This window comes from Paenibacillus sanguinis 2301083 = DSM 16941 (assembly GCF_000374825.1).
Classification (GTDB): Bacteria; Bacillota; Bacilli; order Paenibacillales; family Paenibacillaceae; genus Fontibacillus; species Fontibacillus sanguinis.
In genome coordinates this window covers 161,138-186,961 of record NZ_KB895379.1, presented here as the reverse complement: position 1 = coordinate 186,961, position 25,824 = coordinate 161,138, and the positions used below count along the sequence as shown (strand labels likewise).

Annotated in this window: 28 protein-coding genes, 1 pseudogene, 1 riboswitch and 1 other annotated feature; of the genes and pseudogenes, 26 read left to right on the top strand and 3 right to left on the bottom strand. The window is 48.9% G+C overall.

Annotation, left to right across the window (positions count from 1 at the left end):
* Window positions 1-39: 39 nt before the first annotated feature.
* Window positions 40-192, top strand: a riboswitch (FMN riboswitch).
* 274 nt (window positions 193-466) lie between these two features.
* The 17 genes and pseudogenes from C557_RS24925 to C557_RS0108570 all read left to right on the top strand — a co-directional run bounded on the left by C557_RS24925 (window position 467) and on the right by C557_RS0108570 (window position 15,604).
* Window positions 467-640, top strand: a complete 174-nt coding sequence (locus tag C557_RS24925) for a hypothetical protein (protein ID WP_018751458.1) — start codon at window positions 467-469, stop codon at window positions 638-640.
* Complete coding sequence (ribE, locus tag C557_RS0108645) at window positions 582-1,262, top strand: riboflavin synthase (protein ID WP_026263377.1); 681 nt, start codon at window positions 582-584, stop codon at window positions 1,260-1,262. The genes C557_RS24925 and ribE overlap by 59 nt, the downstream gene beginning before the upstream one ends.
* Before the next feature lie 45 nt (window positions 1,263-1,307).
* A complete protein-coding gene (locus tag C557_RS0108640) occupies window positions 1,308-2,546 on the top strand; it encodes a bifunctional 3,4-dihydroxy-2-butanone-4-phosphate synthase/GTP cyclohydrolase II (protein WP_018751456.1) in 1,239 nt (412 codons plus the stop codon).
* 41 nt (window positions 2,547-2,587) lie between these two features.
* Window positions 2,588-3,055, top strand: coding sequence for a 6,7-dimethyl-8-ribityllumazine synthase (gene ribH, locus C557_RS0108635; RefSeq protein ID WP_018751455.1), 468 nt, complete (start codon window positions 2,588-2,590; stop codon window positions 3,053-3,055).
* A gap of 140 nt (window positions 3,056-3,195) precedes the next feature.
* Entirely contained in the window at window positions 3,196-4,011 is an 816-nt protein-coding gene (locus C557_RS0108630; RefSeq protein WP_040676610.1) for a segregation and condensation protein A, read from the top strand.
* Window positions 3,980-4,618 (top strand): SMC-Scp complex subunit ScpB, encoded by a 639-nt coding sequence (gene scpB, locus C557_RS0108625; RefSeq protein WP_018751453.1) that lies wholly within the window; start codon window positions 3,980-3,982, stop codon window positions 4,616-4,618. The genes C557_RS0108630 and scpB overlap by 32 nt, the downstream gene beginning before the upstream one ends.
* 131 nt (window positions 4,619-4,749) lie before the next feature.
* Window positions 4,750-5,472 (top strand): DUF2953 domain-containing protein, encoded by a 723-nt coding sequence (locus C557_RS0108620; RefSeq protein WP_018751452.1) that lies wholly within the window; start codon window positions 4,750-4,752, stop codon window positions 5,470-5,472.
* Window positions 5,445-5,918, top strand: a complete 474-nt coding sequence (gene ytfJ, locus C557_RS0108615; protein WP_018751451.1) for a GerW family sporulation protein — start codon at window positions 5,445-5,447, stop codon at window positions 5,916-5,918. The genes C557_RS0108620 and ytfJ overlap by 28 nt, the downstream gene beginning before the upstream one ends.
* 287 nt (window positions 5,919-6,205) lie before the next feature.
* Complete coding sequence (locus C557_RS0108610) at window positions 6,206-7,402, top strand: D-alanyl-D-alanine carboxypeptidase family protein (RefSeq protein ID WP_018751450.1); 1,197 nt, start codon at window positions 6,206-6,208, stop codon at window positions 7,400-7,402.
* 68 nt (window positions 7,403-7,470) lie between these two features.
* Window positions 7,471-8,100, top strand: coding sequence for a nucleoside recognition domain-containing protein (locus C557_RS0108605; protein WP_018751449.1), 630 nt, complete (start codon window positions 7,471-7,473; stop codon window positions 8,098-8,100).
* Window positions 8,101-8,107: 7 nt separating this feature from the next.
* A complete protein-coding gene (locus C557_RS0108600; protein WP_018751448.1) occupies window positions 8,108-8,641 on the top strand; it encodes a spore maturation protein in 534 nt (177 codons plus the stop codon).
* 133 nt (window positions 8,642-8,774) lie between these two features.
* Window positions 8,775-9,488, top strand: a pseudogene (locus tag C557_RS0108595) (pseudouridine synthase); the annotation flags it as partial.
* Between the two features lie 406 nt (window positions 9,489-9,894).
* Window positions 9,895-10,422: a peroxiredoxin family protein gene (locus tag C557_RS0108590; RefSeq protein WP_018751446.1), complete on the top strand. Its 528-nt coding sequence runs from the start codon at window positions 9,895-9,897 to the stop codon at window positions 10,420-10,422.
* Between the two features lie 22 nt (window positions 10,423-10,444).
* Window positions 10,445-12,115, top strand: coding sequence for a cytochrome c biogenesis protein ResB (gene resB, locus C557_RS0108585; RefSeq protein ID WP_018751445.1), 1,671 nt, complete (start codon window positions 10,445-10,447; stop codon window positions 12,113-12,115).
* On the top strand, window positions 12,112-13,377 hold the full coding sequence (gene ccsA / locus C557_RS0108580; RefSeq protein WP_018751444.1) for a cytochrome c biogenesis protein CcsA: 1,266 nt from the start codon (window positions 12,112-12,114) through the stop codon (window positions 13,375-13,377). Before resB ends, ccsA begins: the two co-directional genes overlap by 4 nt.
* 66 nt (window positions 13,378-13,443) lie before the next feature.
* A complete protein-coding gene (locus C557_RS0108575) occupies window positions 13,444-14,160 on the top strand; it encodes a response regulator transcription factor (protein WP_018751443.1) in 717 nt (238 codons plus the stop codon).
* Window position 14,161: 1 nt separating this feature from the next.
* Window positions 14,162-15,604, top strand: a complete 1,443-nt coding sequence (locus C557_RS0108570; protein ID WP_018751442.1) for an ATP-binding protein — start codon at window positions 14,162-14,164, stop codon at window positions 15,602-15,604.
* Between the two features lie 165 nt (window positions 15,605-15,769).
* Here C557_RS0108570 and serA read toward each other — a convergent pair whose 3' ends face one another.
* On the bottom strand, window positions 15,770-17,359 hold the full coding sequence (serA, locus tag C557_RS0108565; protein WP_018751441.1) for a phosphoglycerate dehydrogenase: 1,590 nt from the start codon (window positions 17,357-17,359) through the stop codon (window positions 15,770-15,772).
* Window positions 17,360-17,630: 271 nt separating this feature from the next.
* Window positions 17,631-17,858: a binding site (T-box leader), on the bottom strand.
* 191 nt (window positions 17,859-18,049) lie between these two features.
* Window positions 18,050-18,973 (bottom strand): hypothetical protein, encoded by a 924-nt coding sequence (locus C557_RS0108560; RefSeq protein ID WP_240472940.1) that lies wholly within the window; start codon window positions 18,971-18,973, stop codon window positions 18,050-18,052.
* Between the two features lie 73 nt (window positions 18,974-19,046).
* Between C557_RS0108560 and C557_RS0108555 the strand changes: the two genes are divergently transcribed.
* Both C557_RS0108555 and C557_RS23225 read left to right on the top strand, forming a co-directional pair.
* Window positions 19,047-19,640, top strand: a complete 594-nt coding sequence (locus C557_RS0108555; RefSeq protein ID WP_018751439.1) for a CPBP family intramembrane glutamic endopeptidase — start codon at window positions 19,047-19,049, stop codon at window positions 19,638-19,640.
* Entirely contained in the window at window positions 19,637-19,975 is a 339-nt protein-coding gene (locus tag C557_RS23225) for a hypothetical protein (RefSeq protein WP_018751438.1), read from the top strand. Before C557_RS0108555 ends, C557_RS23225 begins: the two co-directional genes overlap by 4 nt.
* Window position 19,976: 1 nt before the next feature.
* Here C557_RS23225 and C557_RS0108545 read toward each other — a convergent pair whose 3' ends face one another.
* Window positions 19,977-20,690, bottom strand: a complete 714-nt coding sequence (locus tag C557_RS0108545) for a polysaccharide deacetylase family protein (protein WP_018751437.1) — start codon at window positions 20,688-20,690, stop codon at window positions 19,977-19,979.
* A gap of 246 nt (window positions 20,691-20,936) precedes the next feature.
* On the opposite strand from C557_RS0108545, the gene C557_RS0108540 reads away from it, so the two are divergent.
* The 7 genes from C557_RS0108540 (at window position 20,937) to C557_RS0108510 (ending at window position 25,721) form a co-directional block, all read left to right on the top strand.
* Window positions 20,937-21,311 carry a hypothetical protein gene (locus C557_RS0108540; RefSeq protein ID WP_018751436.1) on the top strand — a complete coding sequence of 125 codons (375 nt, stop codon included), beginning with the start codon at window positions 20,937-20,939 and terminating at the stop codon, window positions 21,309-21,311.
* A 201-nt stretch (window positions 21,312-21,512) separates the two neighbouring features.
* Window positions 21,513-22,133, top strand: coding sequence for a genetic competence negative regulator (locus C557_RS0108535; RefSeq protein WP_018751435.1), 621 nt, complete (start codon window positions 21,513-21,515; stop codon window positions 22,131-22,133).
* A gap of 83 nt (window positions 22,134-22,216) precedes the next feature.
* The gene (gene prsW / locus C557_RS0108530) at window positions 22,217-22,906 is read left to right on the top strand and encodes a glutamic-type intramembrane protease PrsW (protein ID WP_018751434.1); all 690 of its coding nucleotides are present in this window, start codon (window positions 22,217-22,219) and stop codon (window positions 22,904-22,906) included.
* Window positions 22,907-22,990: 84 nt separating this feature from the next.
* Window positions 22,991-23,164, top strand: a complete 174-nt coding sequence (locus C557_RS25255) for a hypothetical protein (RefSeq protein ID WP_205621603.1) — start codon at window positions 22,991-22,993, stop codon at window positions 23,162-23,164.
* A 38-nt stretch (window positions 23,165-23,202) separates the two neighbouring features.
* A complete protein-coding gene (ypeB, locus tag C557_RS0108520) occupies window positions 23,203-24,564 on the top strand; it encodes a germination protein YpeB (protein WP_018751432.1) in 1,362 nt (453 codons plus the stop codon).
* Window positions 24,565-24,703: 139 nt separating this feature from the next.
* Window positions 24,704-25,369: a flagellar brake protein gene (locus C557_RS0108515; RefSeq protein WP_040676653.1), complete on the top strand. Its 666-nt coding sequence runs from the start codon at window positions 24,704-24,706 to the stop codon at window positions 25,367-25,369.
* Window positions 25,370-25,493: 124 nt separating this feature from the next.
* On the top strand, window positions 25,494-25,721 hold the full coding sequence (locus C557_RS0108510; protein WP_018751430.1) for a hypothetical protein: 228 nt from the start codon (window positions 25,494-25,496) through the stop codon (window positions 25,719-25,721).
* Window positions 25,722-25,824 lie beyond the last annotated feature (103 nt).

Below are 25,824 nucleotides of genomic sequence, written 5' to 3'. Positions count from 1 at the left end.
GATGATAACATTAGCCCGAAAGCAACTAACAAAATAATTGTAATCCTTCGGGGCGGGGTGCAACTCCCCACCGACGGTGATGGCTCTTCTGAGCACAAGTCCGTGACCCGTATTATGTTTGAAGCAAGCATATGCGGCTGAGCCGGTGAGATTCCGGGACCGACAGTATAGTCTGGATGGGAGAAGGAAAACGCAAGTGACACATAGGCTAAACCGTCGATGTGTCAGGAACCAAGGGCTTTACTCGGCAAAGTTCTACTTTTCACAATGGGAGAAGTGAGCTGGTGGAGTAACAGCTTTGCTTTGTTGAATTTGTCGATCCGTCTTGTTAATTTAAGATAGGATAAGATTTGACAACAGCTAATTTTTGACTTGCGTAGAATCACTCTCATATCAACCCTGCCGGATTACGGCAGGGTTGTTTTTGCTTGTTAGGGTTTGTAAGGGGAAAAGAGGAGTGGGACGGATGAAGGTCATCGATGACGAGTATTACATGGGCTTGGCGCTGGATATGGCTGAGCGGGCTTTAGGACAGACTGGAGCTAATCGGGTCGTCGGCTCCGTGAAGGAGGGAATGCTTGATGTTTACGGGACTCGTAGAAGAGATCGGAACGATGAAATCGATCAACCGGCAGGGTGAAGCGATGTTGCTGGGCATCTCGGCAAGTGTGGTTACAGAAGGGCTGAGATTGGGCGATAGCATATCCGTTAACGGCGTATGCTTGACCGCGATTTCTTTTAACGCGACTTCTTTCACCGTAGATGTAATGCCGCAAACCTACCGCAATACCAATTTGAAGGATTTGAAGCTGGGAAGCCGGGTGAACCTGGAGCGGGCGATGGCAGCGAACGGCCGTTTTGGCGGTCATATCGTTCAGGGGCATGCCGACGGGACGGGAACGATCCGGAGTATTAACCGGGATCAGAATGCAGTGGTTTATGAGATTAAGCCCAGCAATTCATCCTTGTTCAAATACATTATTCCAAAGGGCTCGATTGCAGTGGACGGAATCAGCCTGACGGTGGTGGAGGCAAATGCCGGCAGCTTTAAGATTTCCATTATCCCGCATACGCTGGCACAAACGGTATTGGCCTTTAAGAAGCCCGGGGATACGGTGAACCTGGAATGCGACATTTTAGGCAAATACGTGGAGCATATGCTGCGATTTGGCCAATTGGCGGAGAATGAAGTGGAGCAGGATGGTCAGAAACGGACGGAAGGCATCGACGTGCCCTTCCTGGCAGCGAATGGATTTATGTAAAAATTTAGAATGTGCAGTGGAAAGAAAACATAGGAGGGAACCGGCATGAGCGCTATTAAATTGGACCGTGTTGAAGAAGCCATTGACGATCTGATGCAGGGCAAGGTGATTATTGTTGTGGACGATGAGGATCGGGAAAATGAGGGAGATTTCATTGCATTAGCTGAGAAGGCGACGCCTGAGGTCATTAATTTCATGATTACCCAGGGACGAGGTCTGGTATGTCTCCCGATTACGTCCGAACGGGCTGAGGAGCTGGACTTGCAGCCGATGGTGGCACAAAATACGGATAATCATGGCACCGCCTTTACTGTATCCATCGACCATAAAGATACTACGACCGGCATCTCGGCATACGAACGTTCCTTGACGGTGCAAGCCATTATGGACCCCAAGGCCAAGCCGTCAGATTTCCGGCGTCCGGGGCATATGTTCCCACTGATTGCCAAGAAGGGTGGCGTGCTGCGGCGCGCAGGCCATACAGAAGCGGCTGTGGATTTGGCTCACCTGTGTGGAGCTTACCCTGCCGGGGTGATTTGCGAAGTGGTTAAGGAAGATGGAACGATGGCCCGCTTGCCTGACTTGGTTGAGCTTGCGAAGACATTTGACTTGAAGCTGATCAGCATCAAGGATTTGATTCATTATCGGAACGAAAAGGAGAAGCTGGTCAACCGCGAGGTCGAGGTGCATATGCCAACTGACTACGGCGAATTCCAAGCAGTTGCTTATACGAACGATGTGGATACGAAGGAGCATCTGGCCCTGGTTAAAGGAGACATTAGCGGTGATGAGCCAGTGTTGGTGCGAGTGCACTCGGAATGCCTGACCGGGGATGTGTTCCATTCCCACCGTTGCGATTGTGGTCCGCAGTTTGAAGCTGCCTTACGTCAAATTGAAGAGGCGGGTCGAGGTGTATTGCTGTATATGCGCCAAGAGGGACGTGGTATTGGATTAATCAACAAGCTGCGGGCCTATAAGCTGCAGGAGCAGGGATTAGACACCGTAGATGCCAATCTGAAGCTTGGCTTCCCGGCAGATTTGCGGGAATATGGCATCGGGGCGCAGATTCTGAAAGATCTGGGTGTTCGCCAAATTCGGTTGATGACCAATAACCCGCGCAAAATCAAAGGACTGGAGGGCTACGGGCTGGAAGTTGTCGAGCGTGTGCCGATTCAAATGAAGGAAAATGAAGACAATACCAAGTACCTGCATACTAAGCAAGCCAAATTGGGGCATTTGCTTAAATTCGACGATTTGGAGCAAGACGAGACTTCCTATATTTAGTGGTTAATTATTATTTTATATACAGAAAGGTATGATGAGAGATGGCAAACGTATTTGAGGGACATTTAGTATCGGAAGGACTAAACTACGCAATTGTTGTAGGCAGATTTAATGAATTTATTACCAGCAAATTGCTGACGGGTGCTTTGGATGCCTTGAATCGCCATGGGGCGAAGGAAGAGGAAATTAATGTAGCATGGGTTCCAGGGGCATTTGAAATTCCGTTTGTTGCGCAAAAATTGGCCGAGAGCGGCAAATACGATGCGGTTATTACACTGGGAACGGTCATTCGTGGGTCAACGACCCATTATGATTATGTCTGCAACGAAGTTGCTAAGGGCGTGGCAGCCGTAGGCTTGAAGACTGGTGTGCCTACGATCTTCGGTGTGGTGACTACGGAAAATATCGAGCAAGCCATTGAACGGGCGGGCACCAAAGCCGGAAATAAGGGCTGGGACGCAGCGATGTCCGCGATTGAGATGGCCAACTTGACGAAACAATTAAAATAATGCTTACTTGAATGTAGTGTCCGATTTCAGGGCACTACATTTTTTTTGTGTGTAATACCCTTCTTATATTGGAGAGAAGGAGATCGCATCTTTTGTAACTCCGTTTTTTAAGGTAAAATTAGTTATATATATGTTTGGCTATGGGTGGAGGATGTTCATTGACGACAGTAACGTACAAGCTGGAAACCTTCGAGGGTCCGCTTGATTTATTATTGCATCTCATTGATAAAGCGGAGATTAACATTAACGAGATTTCCATCAGTGAGATCACGGACCAATATCTCGAATATTTGCATGACATGCAGGAGCTTGAGCTGGAGGTGACTAGTGAATTTCTGGTCATGGCAGCCACGCTGCTGTCTATCAAGAGCAAGCAATTGCTGCCCAAGCCGCCTGTCATTGAATTGGACGATGAATTCAATTATTTGCTGGAGGATGAAGAGGACCCTAGGGACGAGCTCATTCGCAAGCTGATTGAATATCGCAAATATAAAGGCATCGCCGAGCATCTGCATGAACGTGAATGGGAGCGCAGTTTGATCTTCTCCAAAGAACCTGAGGATTTGACGCCGTTTATGCCAGAGGTGCAGGAGAATCCGGTGAAGGGGCTGCATGCTAGCGATTTGATCGCTGTGTTTCAGAAAGCTTTGCGCAGAGCCTCCAAGCGCAACACTGTGGCACGTATTCACCGCGACGAGATTTCGGTCAAGGACCGGATCAAGGATGTAATATCTGCGCTGGAGCAATCGGGCAAGGGAGGTAGACTGCTATTCTCAAAGCTGCTGCATCCGGAGATGTATCGGCATGAGATTGTGGTTACTTTTTTAGCCGTACTGGAGTTAATGAAGATGAAACAGATTGTTTGCTTTCAGAACAAGCTGTTTGACGATATTGTCATGGAGTGGAGAGGGGAAGGAAAGACAGATGAACTTCAAGGAACTGAAATCGATTATTGAGGGGCTATTGTTTTTAGCCGGAGAGGAGGGCTTAAGCCTCAAGCAATTGGCAGAAGTTACGGAGCAACGTCAGGAAGTGATTACGGATGCTCTGCTCGATATGAAGAACTCCTTCAAACGAACCGGAAGAGGCTTGCAAATTGTTCATATTGCCGGTCATTATCAATTAGCGACGTTACCGGATCATGCGCCCTATTTTGAACGCCTGGCTTACTCGCCATCAAGATCGTCTTTATCTCAAGCCGCACTTGAGACTTTGTCCATCGTGGCTTATCGCCAGCCGATTACCCGGGTAGAAATTGAAGAGATTCGCGGGGTCAAATCGGAACGCGCCATTCATTCTCTGGTTAATAAGGATTTGATTGAGGAGGTTGGCCGGGCTGAAGCGATTGGTCGGCCCATTTTGTACGGAACCACGAAGGCTTTTCTGGATTATTTCGGCCTAGCGGGGCTTAAGGACTTGCCAGATCTAGCTGACTACGAGAGTACCGACCAGCTTGAAGAAGAGACTCAATTGCTTTTCCAGAAGCTGGAGGAGCAGCAGTTAACATTCGACGATGTTGACGATGAGACACAGCCGTTGCCAGAGGAGTTGGAGAAAATTTAAAATAAGTTCGCCAAGCTGTCTCGTTTTTTCCTTCACCGTCGGTCAGCGGAACGAGGCAGCTTTTTTGCGTTAGGAATGCATAATTAAAGGCAGAATTCAGGAATTTTTTTCTTTTTGGGAAGCCATACTATATGGGAGCATTTTATCTGATAGGTATGGAGGGCTTTCCCGTGTGGATTTGGCTCGGAGGCATCCTGATCCTGCTGCTGATTCTAGCTGCTTTGATTTTGCTGTCTACCATTACGATTCATTTGACGATGAAGAAGCAGAACCGGGACGATCTGATTCTGTTCGATATTTACCTGTTGTACGGCCTAGTACATATCCATTATCAGGTTCCCTCCATCCGGTTGAAAAATTGGAAGGAGGGCCTGCAATTCGAGCGAGACCGTCCGGAGAACATTTTGCAGCAAGATTCTTCGAGCAGTAAGCCGAAGGTGAACCGGGATAAGGTAGAAAAATGGATGGATGAGGTTCAGCGGGTGCTTGAGGCGACCAAGGGCTTTCGCGTTTGGATTAAGGCTACGCTGAGGCATATTACTTTCCACAAGCTGGATTGGTCCACCAATATCGGCTTACAGGACGCTGCTCATACTGCTACATTGACCGGGGTCTTATGGGGGGTCAAGACCACTTTGATTGGGTGGCTGACCTGCTATGTTTCGTTGAAGCAACGTCCTAAGTTGTTTGTTGTTCCCGTGTTTGACCGTGCGCCGTTATTTTCCACGGAAGTCCGCTGCATAGCACAAATTCGCTGCGGTTATGCTATATATGCTGGACTATTGCTTGGAGTTCGCGTGCTAAAAGTGAAGGGAGGAGTGAAGAAATGGCTGACCATCCTATTCAAGGGCTAATGCAAACGGCTATGGAGAATATCAAGGATATGGTTGACGTCAATACGATTGTTGGCGAGCCGGTGGAAACGCCGGACGGTAGTGTTATTTTGCCGATCAGCCGTGTGGGCTTTGGATTTGCTGCCGGGGGCAGCGATTTTAACATTGATGACGGACATGCGAAGCATGCCTCGGGCTCTTCCACGGAAGGACATAGTGCATACAGACCTTTTGGTGGCGGTAGCGGTGGTGGCGTCTCGATTAATCCGATAGCGTTCCTCGTTGTCGGCAAGCCGGGAGTACACATCGTACCTCTGGATAATCAGACCCATCTCGTCGAGAAAATTATCGATGCGGTTCCCGGAGTGATCGACAGAATTCAGTCCATGTTCCCGGGTGAACATCATGTGCATGTAGCCTCGTCTGCACATCAAGAGCCGGTCGAGCCGTCAGGGCCAATCATCTAGCCGATCAGAAGCTAATCTGGTATAAGTACCGATCCCTTCCGCTTGACCGGGAGGGGTCTTTTTTTGAGCAGGACATACTCCCTTTTGCCAACGCATATAAGTTATATAAGTGCGTGTTCAAAAAGTCGAATTTCAGGACCAAAGCTTATGCTTCCGATGTGCGTTTTTTTAAAACGCTTTAGGTTGGATGAAGCCAGGGATGTAACTAGCGGAGCTACACGTTCTGGGAAGACGACTTTTTGAACAACTTCTATAAGAAGCCTGTACTCTACCGGAGGAATTGACTTATGACCTATAGTAGACAACTTTCTGGCATTTTGCGTGCAATTCACCGCGCAACCGCCGGCCTATTGATTCTGTCCCTGCTCTTGCTGCCGCAAACCGTACAAGCCGCGCCAGCTCCACCATCCATCCATGCTCAGGCTGCCGCCGTTATCGATGTGACCTCGGAACGCTTGATCTTTAACGTGAAGGGGGATGAGCGCCTGCCTATCGCCAGTCTGACGAAGATTATGACTGCGATTGTAGCTATTGAGCATGGCCAGCTGTCCGATGTAGTCAGGGTGGGCAAAAATGCCTATGCCAAGGAGGGCTCTTCCATTTACTTGCATTTGGGGGAAGAGATGAGCCTGGAAAATATGCTTTATGGCCTGATGCTTCGCTCAGGCAATGATGCGGCTTCAGCAATTGCTGAGCATGTTGGCGGTTCAGAGGAAGGCTTTGTACATCTAATGAACGAGAAAGCCAGGCTGTTGGGACTTGACAACACACAATTTCAAAACCCGCATGGGCTGGATGCCAAGGGCCACTATTCGTCAGCCAACGATTTGGCCAAGCTGACCGCTTACGCTCTTAAGAATCCGCATTTCAAGGAAATCGTCCGTACTCCGGACAAGACGGCCCCCAATCCCAATGATCCCTGGGACTACAAGTGGCTTAATAAAAATAAAATGCTGCGATTTTATGAAGGAGCGGACGGAGTCAAAACCGGCTACACGAAGATCGCCAAGCGTTGCCTTGTAAGCTCTGCTTCCCGTGGCGGGCAGCAGCTTGCTGTGGTGACCCTGAATGATGGAGATGATTGGAACGATCATCGCAAGCTGCTGGATTTCGGCTTTGCCAACTATCCCCTCGCCACCATCATTAAGAAAGGGCAGCGGATACAAGGAGGACTAGTAACGGGAGCTTCGTTTCAGTATGCGCTAGCCCCTGAGGAGATCAGACATGTGGAGAAAAGAATGAAGCTGAAGGAAAGCCGGACGGCCTCGTTTGGCTATCGCGGGGAAATCTCTATCACCTTAAATGAACAGCTTATCGGCTCGGTACCGGTATATGAGAGGAAGAGCTTAAAGTCCGGTGTGAAGGACCGGGAAGAAGGCAGGAGCGCATTTGCCACCTTAGAAGGGGGCCTTCGAGCCTTGGGTAGCGGTATCTGGCCAAGCTCGTTGCATAAGGTGCTGCAGTCCCTGCTGCTTGGTGCTTAGGGGAAAAAGGGCATCCCTGCATAGAGACCTATCGGCCAGGGTAAGGGTGAGAGAGAGGGGGAATAGAGATGGTCAATAAAATATGGCTTGCACTAATATTGATCGGATTTGGGTTTGCGGCAATAAAGGGGGATATCAGCACAGTCACCCAAGCGGCTTTTGATGGGGCTGCAACGGGAGTAACGGTATGCTTTGGCTTGATCAGTGTGCTGGTGTTCTGGCTTGGCATTATACGGCTTGCGGAGGAGTCGGGTCTGGTTCAGACCATCTCCCGCTGGCTTGGTCCTGTTGTTGCTTATCTGTTCCCGGATGTGCCCAAAGATCATCCAGCCATGGGGTATATTCTGTCGAACATGAGCGCCAATCTGCTAGGCTTGGGAAATGCAGCAACGCCGATGGGAATTCGGGCCATGCAAGAGCTGCAAGAGCTTAATCCTGACAAAACAACGGCATCCCCGGCGATGTGTACGCTGCTAGCTTTAAATACGGCAAGCATCACCTTAATCCCGACCACTTTAATTGCTATCCGCATCAACTTCGGGTCAGACAATCCTGCCGAAATTGTGGGCTCTACATTGCTTGCGACGGCGATTGCCACCGCAGCAGCCATTCTGGCGGACCGATGGTATCGTGGACGAAGCGGCTATCGTACGCCACCACAGCGAACAACACCGCCAACTTTTTCGTTTAAGAGGTGAGTGAATCGTGCTGGATTGGATCAATGTGATATCGGCCTGGGCCGTACCGGTGATGATTGCCTTCATTCCACTGTATGCTTATTTCAAAAAGGTTCCGGTCTACGAATCGTTTGTCGACGGAGCCAAGGATGGCTTCTCGACAGCCATTGGCATTATCCCGCATCTGGTTGGAATGATGGTGGCTATCAGTGTATTCCGCGCCTCTGGAGCCCTTGATTTCCTTGTGGGCTGGATGACGCCGTTCCTTGCGGCGCTACATATTCCGGCGGAGGTATTGCCGCTGGGCTTCCTTAGGCCTTTGACAGGAACGGGGTCGCTGGCCTTCACGACGGATTTGATCAAGACCTATGGCCCCGATTCCATGATCGGTCGAATGGCCTCCACCATCCAAGGCAGTACAGATACTACATTGTATGTGCTAACCGTTTATTTTGGGGCCGTAGGCATTCGCAATGGACGTTATGCCCTGAAGGTAGGCTTGTTCTCTGATGTGATTGGTTTTGTCGCCGCCCTTGCTGTTTGCTTGCTCCTGTTCGGTTAAACAGCTAAGGAGCAGCAGGAGAGCCGCCCTTGCGTCCAAGACGCTGCCAGGGGCGGTTTTTATATTGGCATCCTGCGGCTATTGTGATTTTCCTTGCAGGTAGGTATCATGTTTATGAGGTGACTTAGTGAAAATGGAAAGATTGCAGAAAATTTTAGCGGGCGCAGGAGTTGCTTCTCGCCGCAAATGCGAAGAATTGATACTGAGCGGTAAGGTGCAAGTGAATGGTGAGACTGTGACCACACTGGGCACAAAGGCTGATCCTGATGTGGATACGATAACCGTGGATGGGAAGACCATCGGCGTGGAGAAGAAGCTGTATCTCGTCTTCAACAAGCCCAAGGGAGTAATCACAAGTGCATCCGATCCGCAAGGCAGAAAAATTGTCACCGATTATCTAAAGGGAATCGACGAACGCGTATATCCGGTAGGCCGGCTTGATTACGATACGGAAGGATTGCTACTGCTCACTAATGACGGAGAGTTTGCCCATTTGCTGACGCATCCGAAGCACCATGTACCCAAGACGTATCTTGCTACTGTCAAGGGTGTCCCGCATGGCACAGCTCTGGACAAGCTGAAGCAAGGGATTATGCTGGAGGACGGAATGACGGCCCCGGCAGAAGTAGAGTATCACGATCTGGATACGGACGGGAAGTCCTCGACAATCTCCATTACAATTCATGAGGGAAGAAATCGTCAGGTGCGTCGAATGTTCGAGGCTATTTCGCATCCTGTGATCAAACTGAAAAGAATATCCTTTGGCGAATTATTCCTCGGTAATTTGAAGAGAGGCTTGTATCGTCATCTAACCAAGGATGAAATTGAAAGCTTCTATAAACTGGCGGGTATGACCAGACCAGCCAGACCTGTTGCGGCTGCAAAACCGGCAGCTTCGTCCTACACAGCAAAGCCAGTAAGAAAGGGACCAAACGAGACAAAGGTGAATCAATCGGGGAGACCCCTCAATTCAAGAAAATCAGGCTCTTCAAATCGACCCGCAAAAACAAGACGATCCGCACCTAAAAAGCGCTAATAAGTGGCAACCCGCATGAATGATATGTCCGGCTTTAACAGCGATTGGGAGCACGCGGCGAACTGCGGCGTCTTCCACGCTGATCTGTTAATCACGGATGTCACATAATGTTCACACTTATTTCGGCTGAAATGAGCACGCATTTCGTTATAATGTTCATAGAGTGTTCACGATTTGTTCAACACTTATGACAATTGTCGTGGAAAGGGAGAAGACTATGGGGAAGGCGAGAAGGCCTATCCAGATTGTTGTCTTACTGCTCATTGTTGTGCTGGGAGGCTATGCCATCGGCACAGCAGTATTCGGCGGCGAAGCGCAGAAGCCGATTCAAGGCGGGACACCGCCGGCCTTCAAGCTGCTAGGCTTGGACGGAGAAGTACATAGCTTGAAAGATTACAAGGATCAGGTGGTAGTGCTCAATTTCTGGGCAACCTGGTGTGTTTATTGCGTTAAGGAAATGCCAGCTTTGCAAGCCCAGTGGGAGAAGTGGCGCGATCAAGGCGTGGTGGTGCTTGGCATCAATACGGGCGAAGACCCGATAACGGTCGAGAGCTTCGTCAGGCAGACAGGTGTGAGCTTCCCGATTCTCTATGATTCCGATCATATCGTTACGCGAGATTACGGCATTGTACCGATGCCCACAACTTTTTTTGTGGGCAGGAACGGAAAGATATCCTCTATTCACCAAGGTGAGCTTAATCTGGATACGCTAGATGATCTAATCCGGCAACTGGTGAATCCTTGAGTGAGGGAGGAGGGAGCGGACATTGATTGAGAATACGAAGTGCGAGTGCGGGCATCAGAACAGGGTAGGCACTATTCTTTGCGAAGCCTGCGGCAAACCCTTGTTAGAAGGGGAGACCACCGGGGAACTGCTGGAAATGCGGTATGACGGGGTTGCTCGCAGATCGCAACGAGTGAATCCCAATATCGTCGACCGTATTTGGAATTTCTTCTCTTCGGTCAAAGTTGCGATTTATTTAATTATCATTACGCTGATCGGTGCGATGTTAGGAACAATCTTCGAGCAGGAGAGCAATTTTATCCGCTTCGATCCTTCTACTTTCTACAAAGAGAAATATGGTACCATCGGGGAGATTTATTATCGACTTGGCTTGTCTCATACCTATGAATCCTGGTGGTTCATTCTGCTGCTGGTCATGATTGGGGCCTCCTTAGTCATTTGCAGTCTCGACCGGGTGTTGCCATTATACAAAGCGCTTTCAAAACAGAAGATACGCAAGCATCCGGAGTTTCTGACGAGGCAGAAGCTGGTTTATCAAGGGGATATAGGGATAGACGGAAAAGACTTCGTCCAGCAAGCTGCCCAGCCCTTGCGCAAGCGACACTACCGTGTTTATACAGAAGGAGATGCTCTGCTGGCCGAAAAGCAGCGGTTCAGCCGCTGGGGACCTTACGTCATCCATATCGGACTGATTGTATTTTTGCTGGCGGTTTTGTTTCGGGGATTGCCGGGGCTTCATATGGATGAACATTATTGGTTCCCTGAAGGCGAGACTACGCGGATTCCGGATACTGACTATTATCTGGAGAATGAGCGGTTTACGGTGGAATACTATACCGAGGAGGAAATGTCCGAGAGCTTCAGGCAAACGGGGAAAATCGTTCCGAAGCTGTATGAAACAAAGGCTGTTTTGTATAAGTGTGTCGCTGATTGTCAAGACCCATCCAAAGCGCCGCAACTTGAGGAAGTAGCGCGTCATCCTATTCAGGTGAATAATCCTCTGGTCTATGAGGGACTTAAGGCGTATCAATTTGATTTTGATTTAACGCCCAAGCTCAGATCGGTGCAGCCAGCGCTGGTTAATGCCAAAACCGGGGAGTTCTATGGTAAATTCAAGCTGGATATGCAGAACCCTGAGCGTGAATATGAAGTAGGCCCCTATAAGCTGACACTTCATAACAAATATATGGATTTCTCCTTGAATGAGCAAGGCCAGCCGGTTTCTCTTTCCGGCGAGCCTAATGCACCCGCTTTCTTATTTCTTATTCAAGGTCCGGACTTACCCGCTGAGGGTGTGCAATATTTGTACTTCCCCAAGCAAATTGACAAGGAGCGCTTTCAGCAGGAGGCGATCAATCGGCAGCTCAGCGGTCAGGAAGCTATCCTTGAGCTGGATGTGCAAGGGATGGAGAATGTAGACTTTATAGCTTCATCAAGCTATCTGAACATCCGGATTGATCGAGCTATGCCTTTTGTCTGGCTGGGACTTGGCATTGTCATGGCGGGATTAATTCTCGGATTTTACTGGCAGCATCGCCGGATTTGGCTGCGAGTGGACGACGGAAAGCTAACGCTGGGGGGACATACCGCCAAGAATTGGTTTGGCATGCGCCGAGAGGTAGCTTCGTTTCTGGCTGCTATGGGCGTGGAGGCGGATGAGAAGTCTTTGGAAAACAGGGGGAAGCGTCCATGAATTTCTTGGAAATCAGCAGAACCGCATTTATGACTGCTTTTTTGCTATACTGCGCGGCTTTCATCTTATATGTTGTTGCCGTGACCGGCAGAACGTGGCGAGGCCGCGATCCCAGGCATCATGAGCAGAAGTGGGGACGCATCTCTTTCACGGTATCCTCACTTGGCTTGTTATCTCATCTGATATATTGCGGAACACGCTGGGCCTACAGCGGACATGTACCGGTCAGCAATATGTACGAGTTTATGACGTTTTTGTCGATGATGATCATGATTGCTTTTACGATTGTATTCCTTATCTATCGCAAAATCTTGCTCGGTATGTTCGCCTTGCCGCTGGCGATTGTGATTATGGCGTATGCCGCCGTATTTCCACAGGATGTGCAGCCGCTGATCCCCTCTCTTCGTTCCATTTGGCTGTACATCCACGTCACTCTTGCCGCGGCGGGGGAAGCCTTCTTCGCCGTGGGCTTTATCGCCGGGTTGATGTATTTGCTGCGGTCCGTGGATTTTGGAGCTAAAGACAGTACAGGTCGCAGGCAAAAAAGATGGGTTGAATTTACGCTTTTTTCTATTATTATAGTAGTGGGCTTTATTGTTTCCGTGTTTGCCTTTCGCGCAGCCGGATATGAAGCTGTTTTCATACAAAATCAGACAGTGATTGACAGCCAAGTAGATCAAGATAGTACAATAGAGGATAAAGAAGTTTATAAGCTTCCGCCGATCGTAGGTCCACATGATAGCAAGCCTGCGGAGATACAACCCTTTTTGGGGATGTCGCAGCCGTTGTTTGAAGCCCCTTCCTGGATGAATGGGCAAAATGCGGGACGTAAACTGAATACGGTCATTTGGGCAATACTAACAGGTACCGTGCTTTATTTGCTGCTTCGGCTATTGGCTCGCAAGCCATTAGGCAAGGCATTATCTCCGGTGTTGCGCGGGATAGATCCGGATGATCTTGATGAAATCAGCTACCGGGCGATAGCCATTGGCTTTCCCATCTTTACCTTGGGGGCACTCGTCTTTGCCATGATCTGGGCCCAACAGGCCTGGGGGCGGTTCTGGGGTTGGGACCCGAAAGAGGTATGGGCATTGATCACATGGCTTTTCTATAGTGCATATCTGCATCTTCGCTTATCCCGGGGATTTCAGGGTCGACAGGCCTCCTGGCTTGCCGTCCTGGGATTTCTGGTCGTTATGTTTACGCTCGTGGGGGTAAACCTGATTATTGCTGGGCTGCATTCCTACGCGGGTACCGATTAACAGGATCACAAAACCATATGGACTGCTCAAGTGCTTTGGGTAAGATGATGAAGGGGTTGTTGTTATATGTCAGATCAAGCAAACCGTATTCTGGTCGTCGATGATGAGGAGAGAATTCGCCGGCTGCTGAAGATGTACTTGGAAAAGGAAGGATACGAAATCGATGAAGCGGAAGACGGTGAGACGGCTTTGAAGAAAGCAACCGCCGGGGATTATGGATTAATTCTGCTTGACGTCATGCTGCCGGGAATTGATGGTGTTGAGGTCTGCAATCGTCTCAGACAGGTCAAGTCAACGCCGGTGCTGATGCTGACGGCTAAGGGAGAGGAAATCAACCGGGTTCAGGGCTTTGAGGTCGGAGCGGATGACTATGTAGTGAAGCCATTCAGCCCGCGGGAAGTTATTTATCGGGTCAAGGCTATTATGCGGCGTGCCTCGGCCACTGCTTATCTGTCCAAGGAAAGTGGGACCAGCAACAATATCGTATTCCCTCATCTCGTCATCGAGCATGATGCTCACCGGGTTACGGCGAGCGGCCAGGAGGTCAGCTTGACTCCGAAGGAGTATGAACTGCTGCACTATTTGGCTGTGTCTCCAGACAAGGTATTCTCCCGGGAAGAGCTGTTGAAGGACGTATGGAACTATGAATTCTTCGGTGATTTGCGGACGGTGGATACCCATGTGAAGCGTTTGCGTGAGAAGCTGAACAAAGTATCTCCCGAATCTGCCGCCATGATTACGACGGTTTGGGGCGTGGGCTACAAGCTGGAGGTAGCAAAGTAACGTGAACTTTTGGAGAACGCTTGTCGGCAAGCTATGGATTACGATCATCTGTCTAGTAGCTTGCGTCATGATGCTGATGGGCTTGTTCCTGCTGCCGTATATCGATACAAATTTTGCCAATTCAGGAGCGGTCAAACGGCTGTTCGTCATTGTTGCCATGATTGGCTTCTCTCTTACGACCTTTTTTGCCTTATTTCTTTTCACCAAAATTACCCAGCCGATGCAGCAGCTTATTAAGGCAACGGATGCAATACGGAAAGGTAAGTATGATACTCGTGTGTCCCTTCACACTAGCGATGAGATTGGCGATCTGGCGATTGCATTCAACCATATGGCGGCAGAGCTGGAGAATACCATTCGCAGCTTGAAGCATGAGAAGGAGCATCTTTCCAGTGTACTGCGCAGCATGAATGATGCGGTCATTACGCTGGACCGGGAGGGCTATGTCATATTGACCAATCCCCCTGGGGATCAAATTATGCGGTTGTGGGGTGACCTTCCTGAGGAGCATGCGGACCAGCAAGCCGTTGCCATGGAAGAGGGGCAATCTGTGCTTCAGCCACTGCTGCCAATGTTTCGCCGCGTTCTGGAGCAGGAGGGGGACCAGAAGATGAATGTCCACGTCATGAAGGGTGTGTGGTCGGTTCATATGGCTCCTTTGGCCTCGGACGGGGAGATTCGGGGGGCGGTTGCGGTATTGCGTGATGTTACGGAAGAGGTGCGACTTGAAAAAATGCGCCGTGACTTCGTGGCAAATGTATCTCATGAGATCCGTACACCGTTATCGATGATGCAGGGATATAGTGAAGCGCTGCTTGACGGAATGGCTTCTTCGCCGGAGGAAAGTGCAGAGTTGGCCCAGGTTATCCACGAAGAATCACTCAGAATGAGTCGGCTTGTTCGGGATTTGCTGGATTTGGCGCGAATGGAAGCCGGGCATACGGATATGTCCATGCATCCCGTGGATTTCCGCGAGTTGGCTGAACGGGTCTACCGCAAATTCCAGGTGCGGGCGAAGGATAGCGGGGTAGAGCTTAAGCTGGAGCTGGGGACGGAAGATCTTGTGGTCTATGCCGACGAGGACCGTCTGGAGCAGGTGTTGACGAATTTGCTGGATAATGCGCTCAGGCATACCTCCGAAAACGGTGAGGTTGTATTCAGTGCTGCGATGCATGGGACAGAGCAGGGAGCTAAAGAGCTTCACGTAGATGTGAGAGATAACGGCGCTGGTATTCCACGGGATGATTTGCCCTTTATCTTCGAGCGTTTCTATAAGGCGGACAAGGCTCGTGTACGTGGTGGGAATAGTGGAACGGGGCTTGGCTTATCCATCGTGAAAAATATTGTCAATGCTCATCACGGAACCATTACCGCCGATAGCGAGATCGGACAAGGGACGACCTTTCGATTTACAATACCTGTCGAAATGCAACAAACTACGTAAAATCAAGCGAACATCCTTCATGAGGAGGATGTTTTTTGTTGGATGCCGCAGATAAATCTTGTTCACCGTGGAACATCGGCTGTGAACCCACTAGAGAACCACGCATAACATAGCAACAAGCCGCCGGGTTTCCGGCGGCTTGTTTGGATCAGAAGGCTGTTCGTATTAGACAAAGGTAATAGGCAATGCTTTGTTAAGCTCTGGCAGGGTGGTCAGTTCATCCAGGACTTCCTTCGGTACGTCCTTGTCCACGGTGAGTACCATGATGGCTTCACCGCCAACCAGCTTTCGCCCTACTTGCATGGATGCGATGTTGACATCATTTTTGCCAAGCAAGGTCCCCACGTGGCCGATAATTCCCGGCTTGTCATTATGGGAAATAAAGATAAGATGACCTTCCGGTGCTACGTCAACCGAGAACTTATCAATTTGGACAATGCGTGCCCCGTAGCCGTTGAGCAGCGTTCCCGCTGTACGGCGTTCGGTGCCATCCTGGGCCTTCAGCGTTACGGTGATCAGGTTGGTGAAGCCTTTGGTTGCTACCGCCTTGGACACTACAATATTGATATCGCGAACTTTGGCCAAGTGCATGGAATTAACGATGTTGACATCGTTGCCGAAGTGACGCGATAGCACACCCTTGATAATGTAGCGGGTCAATGGCTGAGTATCAACCTCTGCAAGGTCTCCGGCGTAGTCTACATGAATTTCATTGACAGCCTGGTTGTTCAATTGTGTCAAGAATACACCGATCTTCTCACCCAGCTCGAAGTAAGGCTGCAGTTTGCTCATCACACTGGAGGCCACCGGAGGCATATTCACGGCGTTCTTGAACGGCTCGTCGCGCAGGATATGCAGCACTTGCTCGGATACATCGATAGCCACATTCTCTTGAGCTTCTACCGTGGAGGCTCCCAGATGCGGAGTGACGATGATCTTCGGATGGCTCAGAAATGGGTGGTTGGCTTCTGGCGGCTCCTTCTCGAACACGTCAAAGGCGGCCCCGGCTACAATACCTTGATCGATCGCTTCAATTAATGCCATTTCATCAACAACGCCGCCCCGAGCGCAGTTGATGATGCGCATGCCCTTCTTCATGATCTCAAATTGCGGACGAGCGATCATATGCTTGGTTTCTGGTGTGAGAGGCGTATGGACGGTCATGAAGTCGGCATTCTTGACAATATCCTCAACCGTAGCAAGCTTGACGCCCAACTTCTCGGCGCGGTCCTCGGTAAGGAATGGATCGTATCCGAGAATATCCATGCCGAACGCTTTGGCCCGTTTGGCTACCTCGCTGCCGATCCGGCCCATACCCAGCACACCCAGGGTTTTGTTCCGCAGCTCCACACCCAGAAACTTGCGGTCCCATTCGCCTTTAATGGTTTTGGCATAGGCTTGGGGGATATGGCGCGCTAGTGCCATCATCATGGCAAAGGCATGCTCGCATGTGGTGATAGTGTTGCCATCCGGTGCGTTGATAACGATAATCCCGCGGCTCGTTGCCGCCTCCAGATTAATGTTGTCGACCCCAACGCCGGCACGGCCGATAACCTTCAAGCGGGTCGCCGCCTCCATGATTTTCTCGGTTACTTTCGTTTGACTGCGGACGAGAAGCCCATCGTATTGCGGAATAATAGCTACCAGTTCATCTTCACTAAGCCCTGTCTTTTTTTCAACCTCAACATCCGCTGCATCCATTAACTGTTGAATTCCCAAATCGCTGATTGGATCCGATACTAACACTTTAAACATGATTTTTGACCCTCCTAAAAGTTTTGTATAGCAAGGCTTCTCGAAAGTTCTACGTACAAAACTGCCTTCGGAAGCATTAGCTTAAGTTTTGTATAGCAAGGCTTCTCGAAAGTTCTACGTACAAAACTCCCTTCGGAAGCATTAGCACTGTGTTTGATTACCGTTATACTGCATCAAAGGATAGGGGTAGCACGAAAAGCACAACTTCCTTTACGGGCGGAGCGGCTAAAAAGGATGCAAAAAAACCCTCAATCCGCACACTACTTGCGTAGTAAGGGACGAGAGTTGTTCGTGGTACCACCCTAATTCGCTGCGCCTTTACAGCAGCAGCCTCATTGTCATTGCTGACAGAACGATAACGGAGTTCGCCGACTGCGCCTACTAAACAAGTTCAACGCAGCTACTCAGGAGCGCTAAAGCCATTCGTTTCACTACCGGTTTGCAGCACCACCGGCTCTCTGGGAGTTCCCCGAATGCTTTGTTCCTTCAACGTGTTTCATTGGATGTAATTTTTCATAATGTAACACGGCCCTGTCAAGGTGTCAACACCCATCTGCAAAAACACCCCATCTGCAAAAAAGGCGGAATCCGCACTATACCGTATTGTCCCAACGGGCTATGCTTGAATCCGCCTAAAAATTTAGTTATGATTCTACTAATGTCGACATCATGGTGCATTGCAATCGAGACTTATTCCTCGGTAAAGAACGGAAGCTGGGGAAGGGACTCGGAAGCATAGTAAGCTGTTCTCCATTTGACGAACTCTTGTTCCTTAACAGCTTGAGTTTCTGTGAGAACTTTCACAATAGAAGCCACAGATTTGAGCTGAAGCGTCTCGGCTGTGCTGCTGTTGATCATCTGATCGATCTTCACGGTTAAATCCTGCGGCAAATAAGAGGCATAGATTTTGTCATTAACCATCATATCAGTGACGATTTTGTTCTTTACCGCAAGAGGATACTGCGACCATTCCTTGATCGTGAGCGTGTCCTTGTATACCAAGCTATCCGGTATTTCCTGATTGGTCTTTGCCGTCCATTTCAGGATGGACGAATAATACTTCTGCTGGGCTTGCAGTCCAAAGCTTTGTGCGTTGCTCGTAAACTCATCTGCGGCGAGGGCTTCAATTAATTCGCTGCCTTTCTTGCCTTTGACTGCGGTTTTGACTTGAGTCGTTCCTTCTTCAAACAGTTTCAAGCTCTTCAGGTAATCCGTTTGTGCTTGCTTCAGCAGAGGCGAGGAGTCGCTGATGTACTGTCCGGCGATTTGCGCGTACTGAGTGTTAGCGTTCTCGCTGATTTGCTTGATAGCCTCATTGGTGACGGCGTTCGAATTACTGCGAGCCAATTCATCAACCAGGGCAAGATAGTCCTCTTTAAATTGCTGATAAGGCTGGAATACGACATAATAGAAGGTGACCAGATCCTGCTGCTGGTAGGATAATGCGGTCTCCTGTCCAGGTGGAACTTCCTTCAGGTAAGCGTAGCGGGCTTCCGTCTTCTCGATTCCGATATTCAAGCCGAAATAAAAGGCGCCGAATGAGATGATTAGCGTGAGCAGAAAGCCAAGAACAAACATCATTTCAAGTTTGGAGTTGCTTTTTCGGGTCATCATTTATGCTCCTTACTATTTTTATTTGCGTTTGCACGAGCTAGAATAATAATAAAGGACAGGGTTTGACAAAACTATGAAAAAATTCAATCTGCGGGACATAAAAGTAAAAAAAGTCGACCCAAGTCAGCTTAATGACCGTATGTTACTCATCAATTTGTATTTGACACAGGGCCTTACTCTATTTATCGGTCTAATCATTTTGTTTTTTCAGAAGAGAAACCCGCTTCATTTGTTAAATTGGCCCGAAAATATGAACTTTTTGTATTGGGGTGTCGGTTTGGCGGTCATCATGTTTTTGGCCGACATGATATTGTCACATTTTGGTTCCGAAGAAAACATGGATGATGGCGGAATTAATGAGTTGTTATTTCGTGGACGGCCCATTTGGCATATCGTGGTGATCGCCGCCATAGTTGCTATTTGTGAAGAATTGTTATTTAGAGGAGCTATCCAGCATGGGCTCGGACCGTACTGGACGAGTATCCTGTTCGCTGTCATCCATGTTCGTTATCTCAAGCATTGGCTTCCGACGGCTTGGGTGTTTGCCAGCAGCTATGGGTTGGGTTTTATCTATATACATACTGGCACACTATGGGCACCTATTTTGTGCCATTTTCTAATTGACCTGGTGTCGGGTTTAGTGATTAAGTTTCGGAGGGAGTCATGAACGAACGTTTAAGTCGAATGGACCGCTATGGCCAGCGTAACAGAACGAAGCCGCAACGAAGCGACAAAGCAAAAACTTCGCGTTCCCGCTCATTGGCAGTTAGCGAAAAGAAGGCAGAACCTTTGCCAGTTCAGATGCCAGGATTGGATGAGCTTAAGGCGGAGGGTATGGATGTGGGGAAAATGCCGACGCGAAAGGAACTGTTCCCTTCGCAGCGGCTTAAGTGGACACGTTGGTTCTACAATTCACTATTGTATATTTTTGTTATCCTTTTAATTTATTTATTGTGGTGGGGAATTAGCGACTCTCCGTGGGGCGACAAGTACGGGCTTTGATTCAGTGTGCTGGCTCGGACGGGACAGGGCCGATGCTGCGTGGGTCAACGAATCCATAGCCCTTCTGCTCCAGACGGGTCAACAATTCATCCAGCGCCTCGACGGTCCAGGGAAGTTCGTGCATCAGGATGTTGCTGCCGTCATGCAGTTGTTCCAGGACGTTCGCGATAACGGCGTCCGGTTGATTTTTATTCTTGCTGTCCCAATCCAGCGAGCCGTTGGACCATGTCATGTAGATCAAGTCGTTATCCTCTGCGATCTGATGGGTCATGGCGTTGCCAGATCCAAAGGGCGGGCGAAAGAAGCGAGGGGCCTCGCCCGTCGTTTCTTTCACTATGGTTTGAACATTCTCGATTTGCTTGCGCATTTCGTCATTACTTGCTTTCTTCAGGTCAATATGATCCCAGCTATGATTGCCAATGATTTGCTCTCGTTCCGCAATCAATTGGAGCAATTCAGGGTGTTCCTTCACGCGGTAACCGTTCACGAAGAAGATGGCTTTAGCTTCGTGCTTGTCCAGGGTGTTAATCAAATTGTCAATCATTTCCTGATCTTTAGGCCCGTCGTCAAAGGTTAACAGCACAACCTGCTTGTTTATATTCTCGTCGTTAGGAACTACCCGGTAGGCTTTATTGATGTGATAAAGCAATTCGGGCGGAGTTTTCTGTTCTTCTGAATTAACGTTGGCGGAAAAGTCCTTCTGATAATCCACCAAGGGGGGTGTATGAGTCCCCTCCTGTTTGGCTTCGCTGGAAGCGGGGGCTGGTGGCTCAGGCGCAACTTGCCTAGCGGGTGTGGTGGACCGGCTGCATGAGGCAAGCGCCAAACTAAAGGCAACTATGAGCAGAAGCTTTTTGTAAAACAAACGGGTCATCTCACTTTCCTGTATTTATGCCGCATGAGTTTGCAGCAAGAAGTGAACACTACAGATGATTTTAACATATCCAAGGAGGGCGTTTACGTGAAATCTTCCTCATTTTTAGGCGGTGTGCTGGTGGGTGCATTTGCGACGATGTTGGCTTCCAAACGGAAACGTGGGCTCATGTCAGCTATGGGAGGAGCCGGGAGTATGCTGAAATTCGCTGGAATATCCTCGGCTAAAGGCAATGGCAATATGAGCCATGCGGACGATGCTGCAAAAACGAATCAACATCTGTCATCAGGCGGGGCTGAGAGTGCCCGGGTGTATCCCAGTCCAGGCTCCACGGCGGACTCGCATCATTCGAAGGAATACGATATGAAGCAATTGCTGCAATTTATCAAAAGCGATGCCAATGTGCGGCGCGAGGTTGAAGCGATTCTCAAGGAGACTCATACCGTAATTCCCGGGTTGTAAACAGGTACAAGCAGACACGGATCAGAATCATTTTTCACTCCCTTGTGGACGGTGGAAAATGATTCTTTTCTGTCTATTTTATTTACGTGCAATTAAGGGGAATAAATGATAACATACATACAAAGAACCATTTCCATCACACATTACAGCAGGTTTCATAATCTGTTATAATAAAGGTATAGAGAGAGGAGGATCCTGTATATGAAGATAGAAAGACTTGGCCAGGATAAGGTACGGATTTTCCTCACGTTTGACGATTTAAGCGAACGCGGTATTCAGAAAGAGGACATGTGGCAGGAAATCCCCAAGGTCCATGATTTATTCACTGAAATGATGGATCAGGCATACAATGAAGTGGGCTTTGATGCCACCGGGCCTTTGGCTGTCGAAGTGTTCGCCCTCCCTGCTCAGGGAATGGTCGTCATCGTAACGCGCGGGAAGTACGATCACCATAACCATGGTGTCGGATCACCCTATGAGGATGAGTTGCCGGAAGAAGTTTACGAGATGGAAGTCACACTGGAGCAAAGCGATACAATCTTGTACGCCTTTAGCGATTTCGAGAATTTGATCGAAGCAGCACATGTATTGCAGCCGATGCTTCACGATGTCGGCAGATTGTATAAATATAATGGAAAATGGATTCTTCAACTGGAGCCGGAGGAACTGGAGGAAGGCAAGCTTCCTGCACTGATTGCAGTGCTGGCCGAATTTGGAGAGGCAACCTCTGTTACCACTGCTATGCTTGAGGAGTACGGTAACCTGGTGATGGCCGAGCATGCGGTCGACACCGTTTGCAGCTATTTCAAACGTCAAGACTAATCTCGTGGAACTGATGAAGTAGCACGGGTCTGATAGAAAAGAGAAACATGGAACAACGAGCGGTCAATAAGGGGGGAGAACCGTTGCTCTTTTTCTCGATTGCAAGCGCAGCGGTAGCTCCCGGTATTGCTCTGCTTACGTATTTTTATCTCAAGGACAAGTATGATGCCGAACCTTTGCATATGGTGATCAAGGTATTTCTGCTGGGGGTTCTGATTGTTTTGCCGGTTATGATCATTCAGCGCGGGTTAATCTTGTGGCTCGGGGACGGTCCGCTGGTTACGGCCTTTGGTATTGCGGCGGGCGTGGAAGAAACGCTTAAATGGTTTGTATTATTCCATATGATCTATAATCACACCGAGTTTGATGAACCGTATGATGGTATCTTGTATGCAACGGCGATCTCGCTGGGGTTTGCTACCGTGGAAAATGTGCTTTACGCTTTTGCCAGCCAGGCTTCCATCGGGACGATGATGGTACGTGCCTTGCTTCCTGTGTCCGGTCATGCCATGTTCGGTGTGATGATGGGGTATTATCTGGGGCGGGCTAAATTCTCCACCGGTTGGGTAAGCCGGAAGTTTATCTGTTTTTCATTGTTGTTCCCCTGGTTCTGGCATGGTGTCTACGACGGGTTTTTGAACAATGTATCGCAATACTGGATATGGTTTATTGTTCCGCTGATGGCATTTTTCTGGTATGGAGGCTTGGGCAAGATGTATCGGGCCAATAAGCGCTCCCCATTCCGATTAACCGGAGCGAAGGGGCAGGACTAATTTAGGTAAAAATAGGGCATCCTGATTCCAATATTAGATCGGCGGTTCTCGCCGTTGTAAAGTTGGGAAAGGGGTGCCTTTTTCGTGCGTGTCAAAGTAAAGATTACTTGCAAATACTGTGGCGAGCATTTTATATTAAGGGGCAACAAGCAGGGCGGACGAATCGAGACTGGCTTCAAGCAGTGCTTGTGCAACAATCGCGACCATTTTAAAATCGAAGAGGACGTGCATAAACTTCCTTCCTTCATGTCAAACTAATGCCAATCTAGTTGAAGAAGGGAGAGTGCTTCTAGCCGATGTATAAAAGATTGAGTGCCATTCTTTTTCCGGTGGCGGCGCTTTTGCTAATCGGTGCCCTCTTATGGGGTTATCAAGAGAACCAGGAGAAGAATACAATTCTGATCAAGGCGGAAAATCAATATCAGCGAGCGTTCCATGATTTGTCCTATCACGTAGACAAACTTCACAGCGAAATTGGGAATACGCTGGCGCTTAATTCGGCTTCGACCGGATCCCAGCGCAAAGGACTTGTTAATGTATGGCGGATTACAAGCGAAGCGCAAAATGAAATTAACCAACTTCCCTTAACCTTGCTGCCGTTCAATAAAACCGAGGAGTTCTTATCGAGGATAGCCAAATTTTCATATCAGACGGCGATTCGGGATTTGACAAAACAGCCCTTGAGCGAAAATGAAATGAAAAACCTGCAGGAGCTCTACAAAAATTCGGCAGAGATTTCCAAAGATTTAGTTGCGGTGCAAGATAAGGTCATTTCCAATCGGCTGCGCTGGATGGATGTTGAAACGGCGCTGGTCAGTCAGAACGAGCCCAATGATAATACCATCATCGACGGGTTCAAGACCGTTGACAAGAAGGTGGGGGAGTATCCTGAACTGGACTGGGGCCCTTCGATCTCCAGCATGTATAACAAGCGTTCTGTCAAGAAGCTTGGTGGCAAGCCAATCACGATGGAGGACATCAAGAAGAAGGCAGCCGCATTTGTTGGGGTTAAGGATGCTTCCGGTATCGAGGTCATCGAGAACGGAAAAGGAACGGAATGGGCTTCTTATACGGCAAAGGTGGAAAATAAAGGGAAAGGGGAAGCGTGGAGTCTTGATTTTACCCGAAACGGCGGACATCTGATCTCCTATAACTACAATCGCGAGGTTGGCAAGAAAACGGTGGACATAAACGTGGCCAGAGCTAAGGCGGACAAGTTTTTAGCGGACAAGGGCTATGAGGGACTAACGGCCGTTTCCTTCGATGAGTTCGATAATGAAGGCAACTTTACGTATGTTAGCAAGCAGGGGGAAGTGTTGATTTATCCGGAGAAAGTTACCTTGCGGGTCGCATTGGACAACGGTGAGGTAACCGGTATGCAAGCCAGTGATTACGTTTATGAGCGGGAGAATCAGGTTGAGGTTGGCAAGCCCAAGCTTACTTTGCAGGAAGCCCGTAAATTTCTCAATACGCAATACAAAGAGAAATACCATAGGCTGGCTTTGATTGAAAATGAACAGTCGGAGAAAGTGTTGACATATGAATTCGGCGGTTCGGTTAACGGATCCAAGTACCGAATTTATATTAATGCCGATAACGGCAATGAAGAGATTATAGAGGAAATTCGGGCGACCAAGGAAGAAGCCATCCAATCCTGAGGCCCCTGATAATATGAAGAATGCTCCCTGATTTGCCGGAGCATTCTTTTTTTTACGCTTGACAATTTTCACGAACTTGGATAACTTGGGCCATGCTATAATCAGTGAAAAGGCGTTTGGCCTTAATATAACTCAGGTGGTGAACAGTTTGTTTCCAAAAGTGAACGACCTTGTGCATGTGCAATCCGTATCTCCAAACAAGGGAGATGAGGACAAAGTCGGAAAGTCACGGATTGCCGATGTGGAAGAAGAAGCGTTCCTGATCGAAATGCCAATTGAAATCGGAAGCGGACGGATGAGGAAGCCGCGCATCGGGGAAGAGCTTATGATATCCTTTACTACGGAATCGGGCCTCAAGTATTTTAATACATATGTTTTGGGCTTTGCCGAGGACGTTATCGCCCTGGTCAGAATACAGCGACCGGAGCTGGCGTCCATTACCAAGGTGCAGCGGCGCAATTACCTGCGTGTGGCAGCCGAACTGGAGCTTGCAATAGAGTTAAGGGATGAGACGCGCTTTGTGACCTATACAGAGGATGTTGGCGGTGGGGGAGTGTCCTTTAAATTTGATCGTTTTTACAATATCAACAAAGGAGATCGAATGTTCTGCTGGCTGCGCGTGCCGTTCAAGAATGGACTTATTGATAACGTCCCTTTTGAGGCCGAGGTAGTTCGCACCAAGCAATTGGAGAATGGACGGATGGTGGCTATGCTCAGCTTTATTACCATTTTGGACACGGAACGGCAAAAGCTGGTTCGATTTAGCTTCGAGAGGCAAAGGCTTAACTTGAAGCGCGATGGATAGTCACTGGAGTCCGGTTCCTGCTGCTCATAATTGGATAAGATATAAGAGGTAGTTCAAAAACTCGTCTTCCCAGGACGAACCTGTTCGAGGATCACTGACAAGGCTTGAGCTAGGAGGAATCAAGGTGAAAAATGCCGACGATATCAAAGATGCAGAGGTATTTACCGGATTGTTCTTGCAGTTTTCAAATGGCATAGAAAGATGGCTGAGGCGGCTGCTTCTGGTGCTGTTAATGGGACTTTGCTTGTTTCAGGGGTTGCTGCAGATTCCTGCACTGCGATATTATCTCTCTTCGGCGGACCGATATGAGGGGGTGCCCATCCTCAGGGATGTGGGCCAAGATAGCAATTAAGCTTTTGAATATCCAGTATTGATTCTTTTGCATCCCTCTATGTTATGTGGTATAATTTTCACGTCGCAGGCAATGCCTGCTTTTTTATTGAGGATGTGTTTTG

What these genes read in the sequence shown, in the direction of transcription:
- C557_RS24925 (WP_018751458.1), top strand. Translation starts at nt 467, where the DNA reads ATGAAGGTCATCGATGACGAGTATTACATGGGCTTGGCGCTGGATATG.
- ribE (WP_026263377.1), top strand. Translation starts at nt 582, where the DNA reads ATGTTTACGGGACTCGTAGAAGAGATCGGAACGATGAAATCGATCAAC.
- C557_RS0108640 (WP_018751456.1), top strand. Translation starts at nt 1,308, where the DNA reads ATGAGCGCTATTAAATTGGACCGTGTTGAAGAAGCCATTGACGATCTG.
- ribH (WP_018751455.1), top strand. Translation starts at nt 2,588, where the DNA reads ATGGCAAACGTATTTGAGGGACATTTAGTATCGGAAGGACTAAACTAC.
- C557_RS0108630 (WP_040676610.1), top strand. Translation starts at nt 3,196, where the DNA reads ATGGGTGGAGGATGTTCATTGACGACAGTAACGTACAAGCTGGAAACC.
- scpB (WP_018751453.1), top strand. Translation starts at nt 3,980, where the DNA reads ATGAACTTCAAGGAACTGAAATCGATTATTGAGGGGCTATTGTTTTTA.
- C557_RS0108620 (WP_018751452.1), top strand. Translation starts at nt 4,750, where the DNA reads ATGGGAGCATTTTATCTGATAGGTATGGAGGGCTTTCCCGTGTGGATT.
- ytfJ (WP_018751451.1), top strand. Translation starts at nt 5,445, where the DNA reads ATGGCTGACCATCCTATTCAAGGGCTAATGCAAACGGCTATGGAGAAT.
- C557_RS0108610 (WP_018751450.1), top strand. Translation starts at nt 6,206, where the DNA reads ATGACCTATAGTAGACAACTTTCTGGCATTTTGCGTGCAATTCACCGC.
- C557_RS0108605 (WP_018751449.1), top strand. Translation starts at nt 7,471, where the DNA reads ATGGTCAATAAAATATGGCTTGCACTAATATTGATCGGATTTGGGTTT.
- C557_RS0108590 (WP_018751446.1), top strand. Translation starts at nt 9,895, where the DNA reads ATGGGGAAGGCGAGAAGGCCTATCCAGATTGTTGTCTTACTGCTCATT.
- ccsA (WP_018751444.1), top strand. Translation starts at nt 12,112, where the DNA reads ATGAATTTCTTGGAAATCAGCAGAACCGCATTTATGACTGCTTTTTTG.
- C557_RS0108575 (WP_018751443.1), top strand. Translation starts at nt 13,444, where the DNA reads ATGTCAGATCAAGCAAACCGTATTCTGGTCGTCGATGATGAGGAGAGA.
- serA (WP_018751441.1), bottom strand. Translation starts at nt 17,359, where the DNA reads ATGTTTAAAGTGTTAGTATCGGATCCAATCAGCGATTTGGGAATTCAA.
- C557_RS0108560 (WP_240472940.1), bottom strand. Translation starts at nt 18,973, where the DNA reads ATGATGACCCGAAAAAGCAACTCCAAACTTGAAATGATGTTTGTTCTT.
- C557_RS0108555 (WP_018751439.1), top strand. Translation starts at nt 19,047, where the DNA reads ATGAAAAAATTCAATCTGCGGGACATAAAAGTAAAAAAAGTCGACCCA.
- C557_RS23225 (WP_018751438.1), top strand. Translation starts at nt 19,637, where the DNA reads ATGAACGAACGTTTAAGTCGAATGGACCGCTATGGCCAGCGTAACAGA.
- C557_RS0108535 (WP_018751435.1), top strand. Translation starts at nt 21,513, where the DNA reads ATGAAGATAGAAAGACTTGGCCAGGATAAGGTACGGATTTTCCTCACG.
- ypeB (WP_018751432.1), top strand. Translation starts at nt 23,203, where the DNA reads ATGTATAAAAGATTGAGTGCCATTCTTTTTCCGGTGGCGGCGCTTTTG.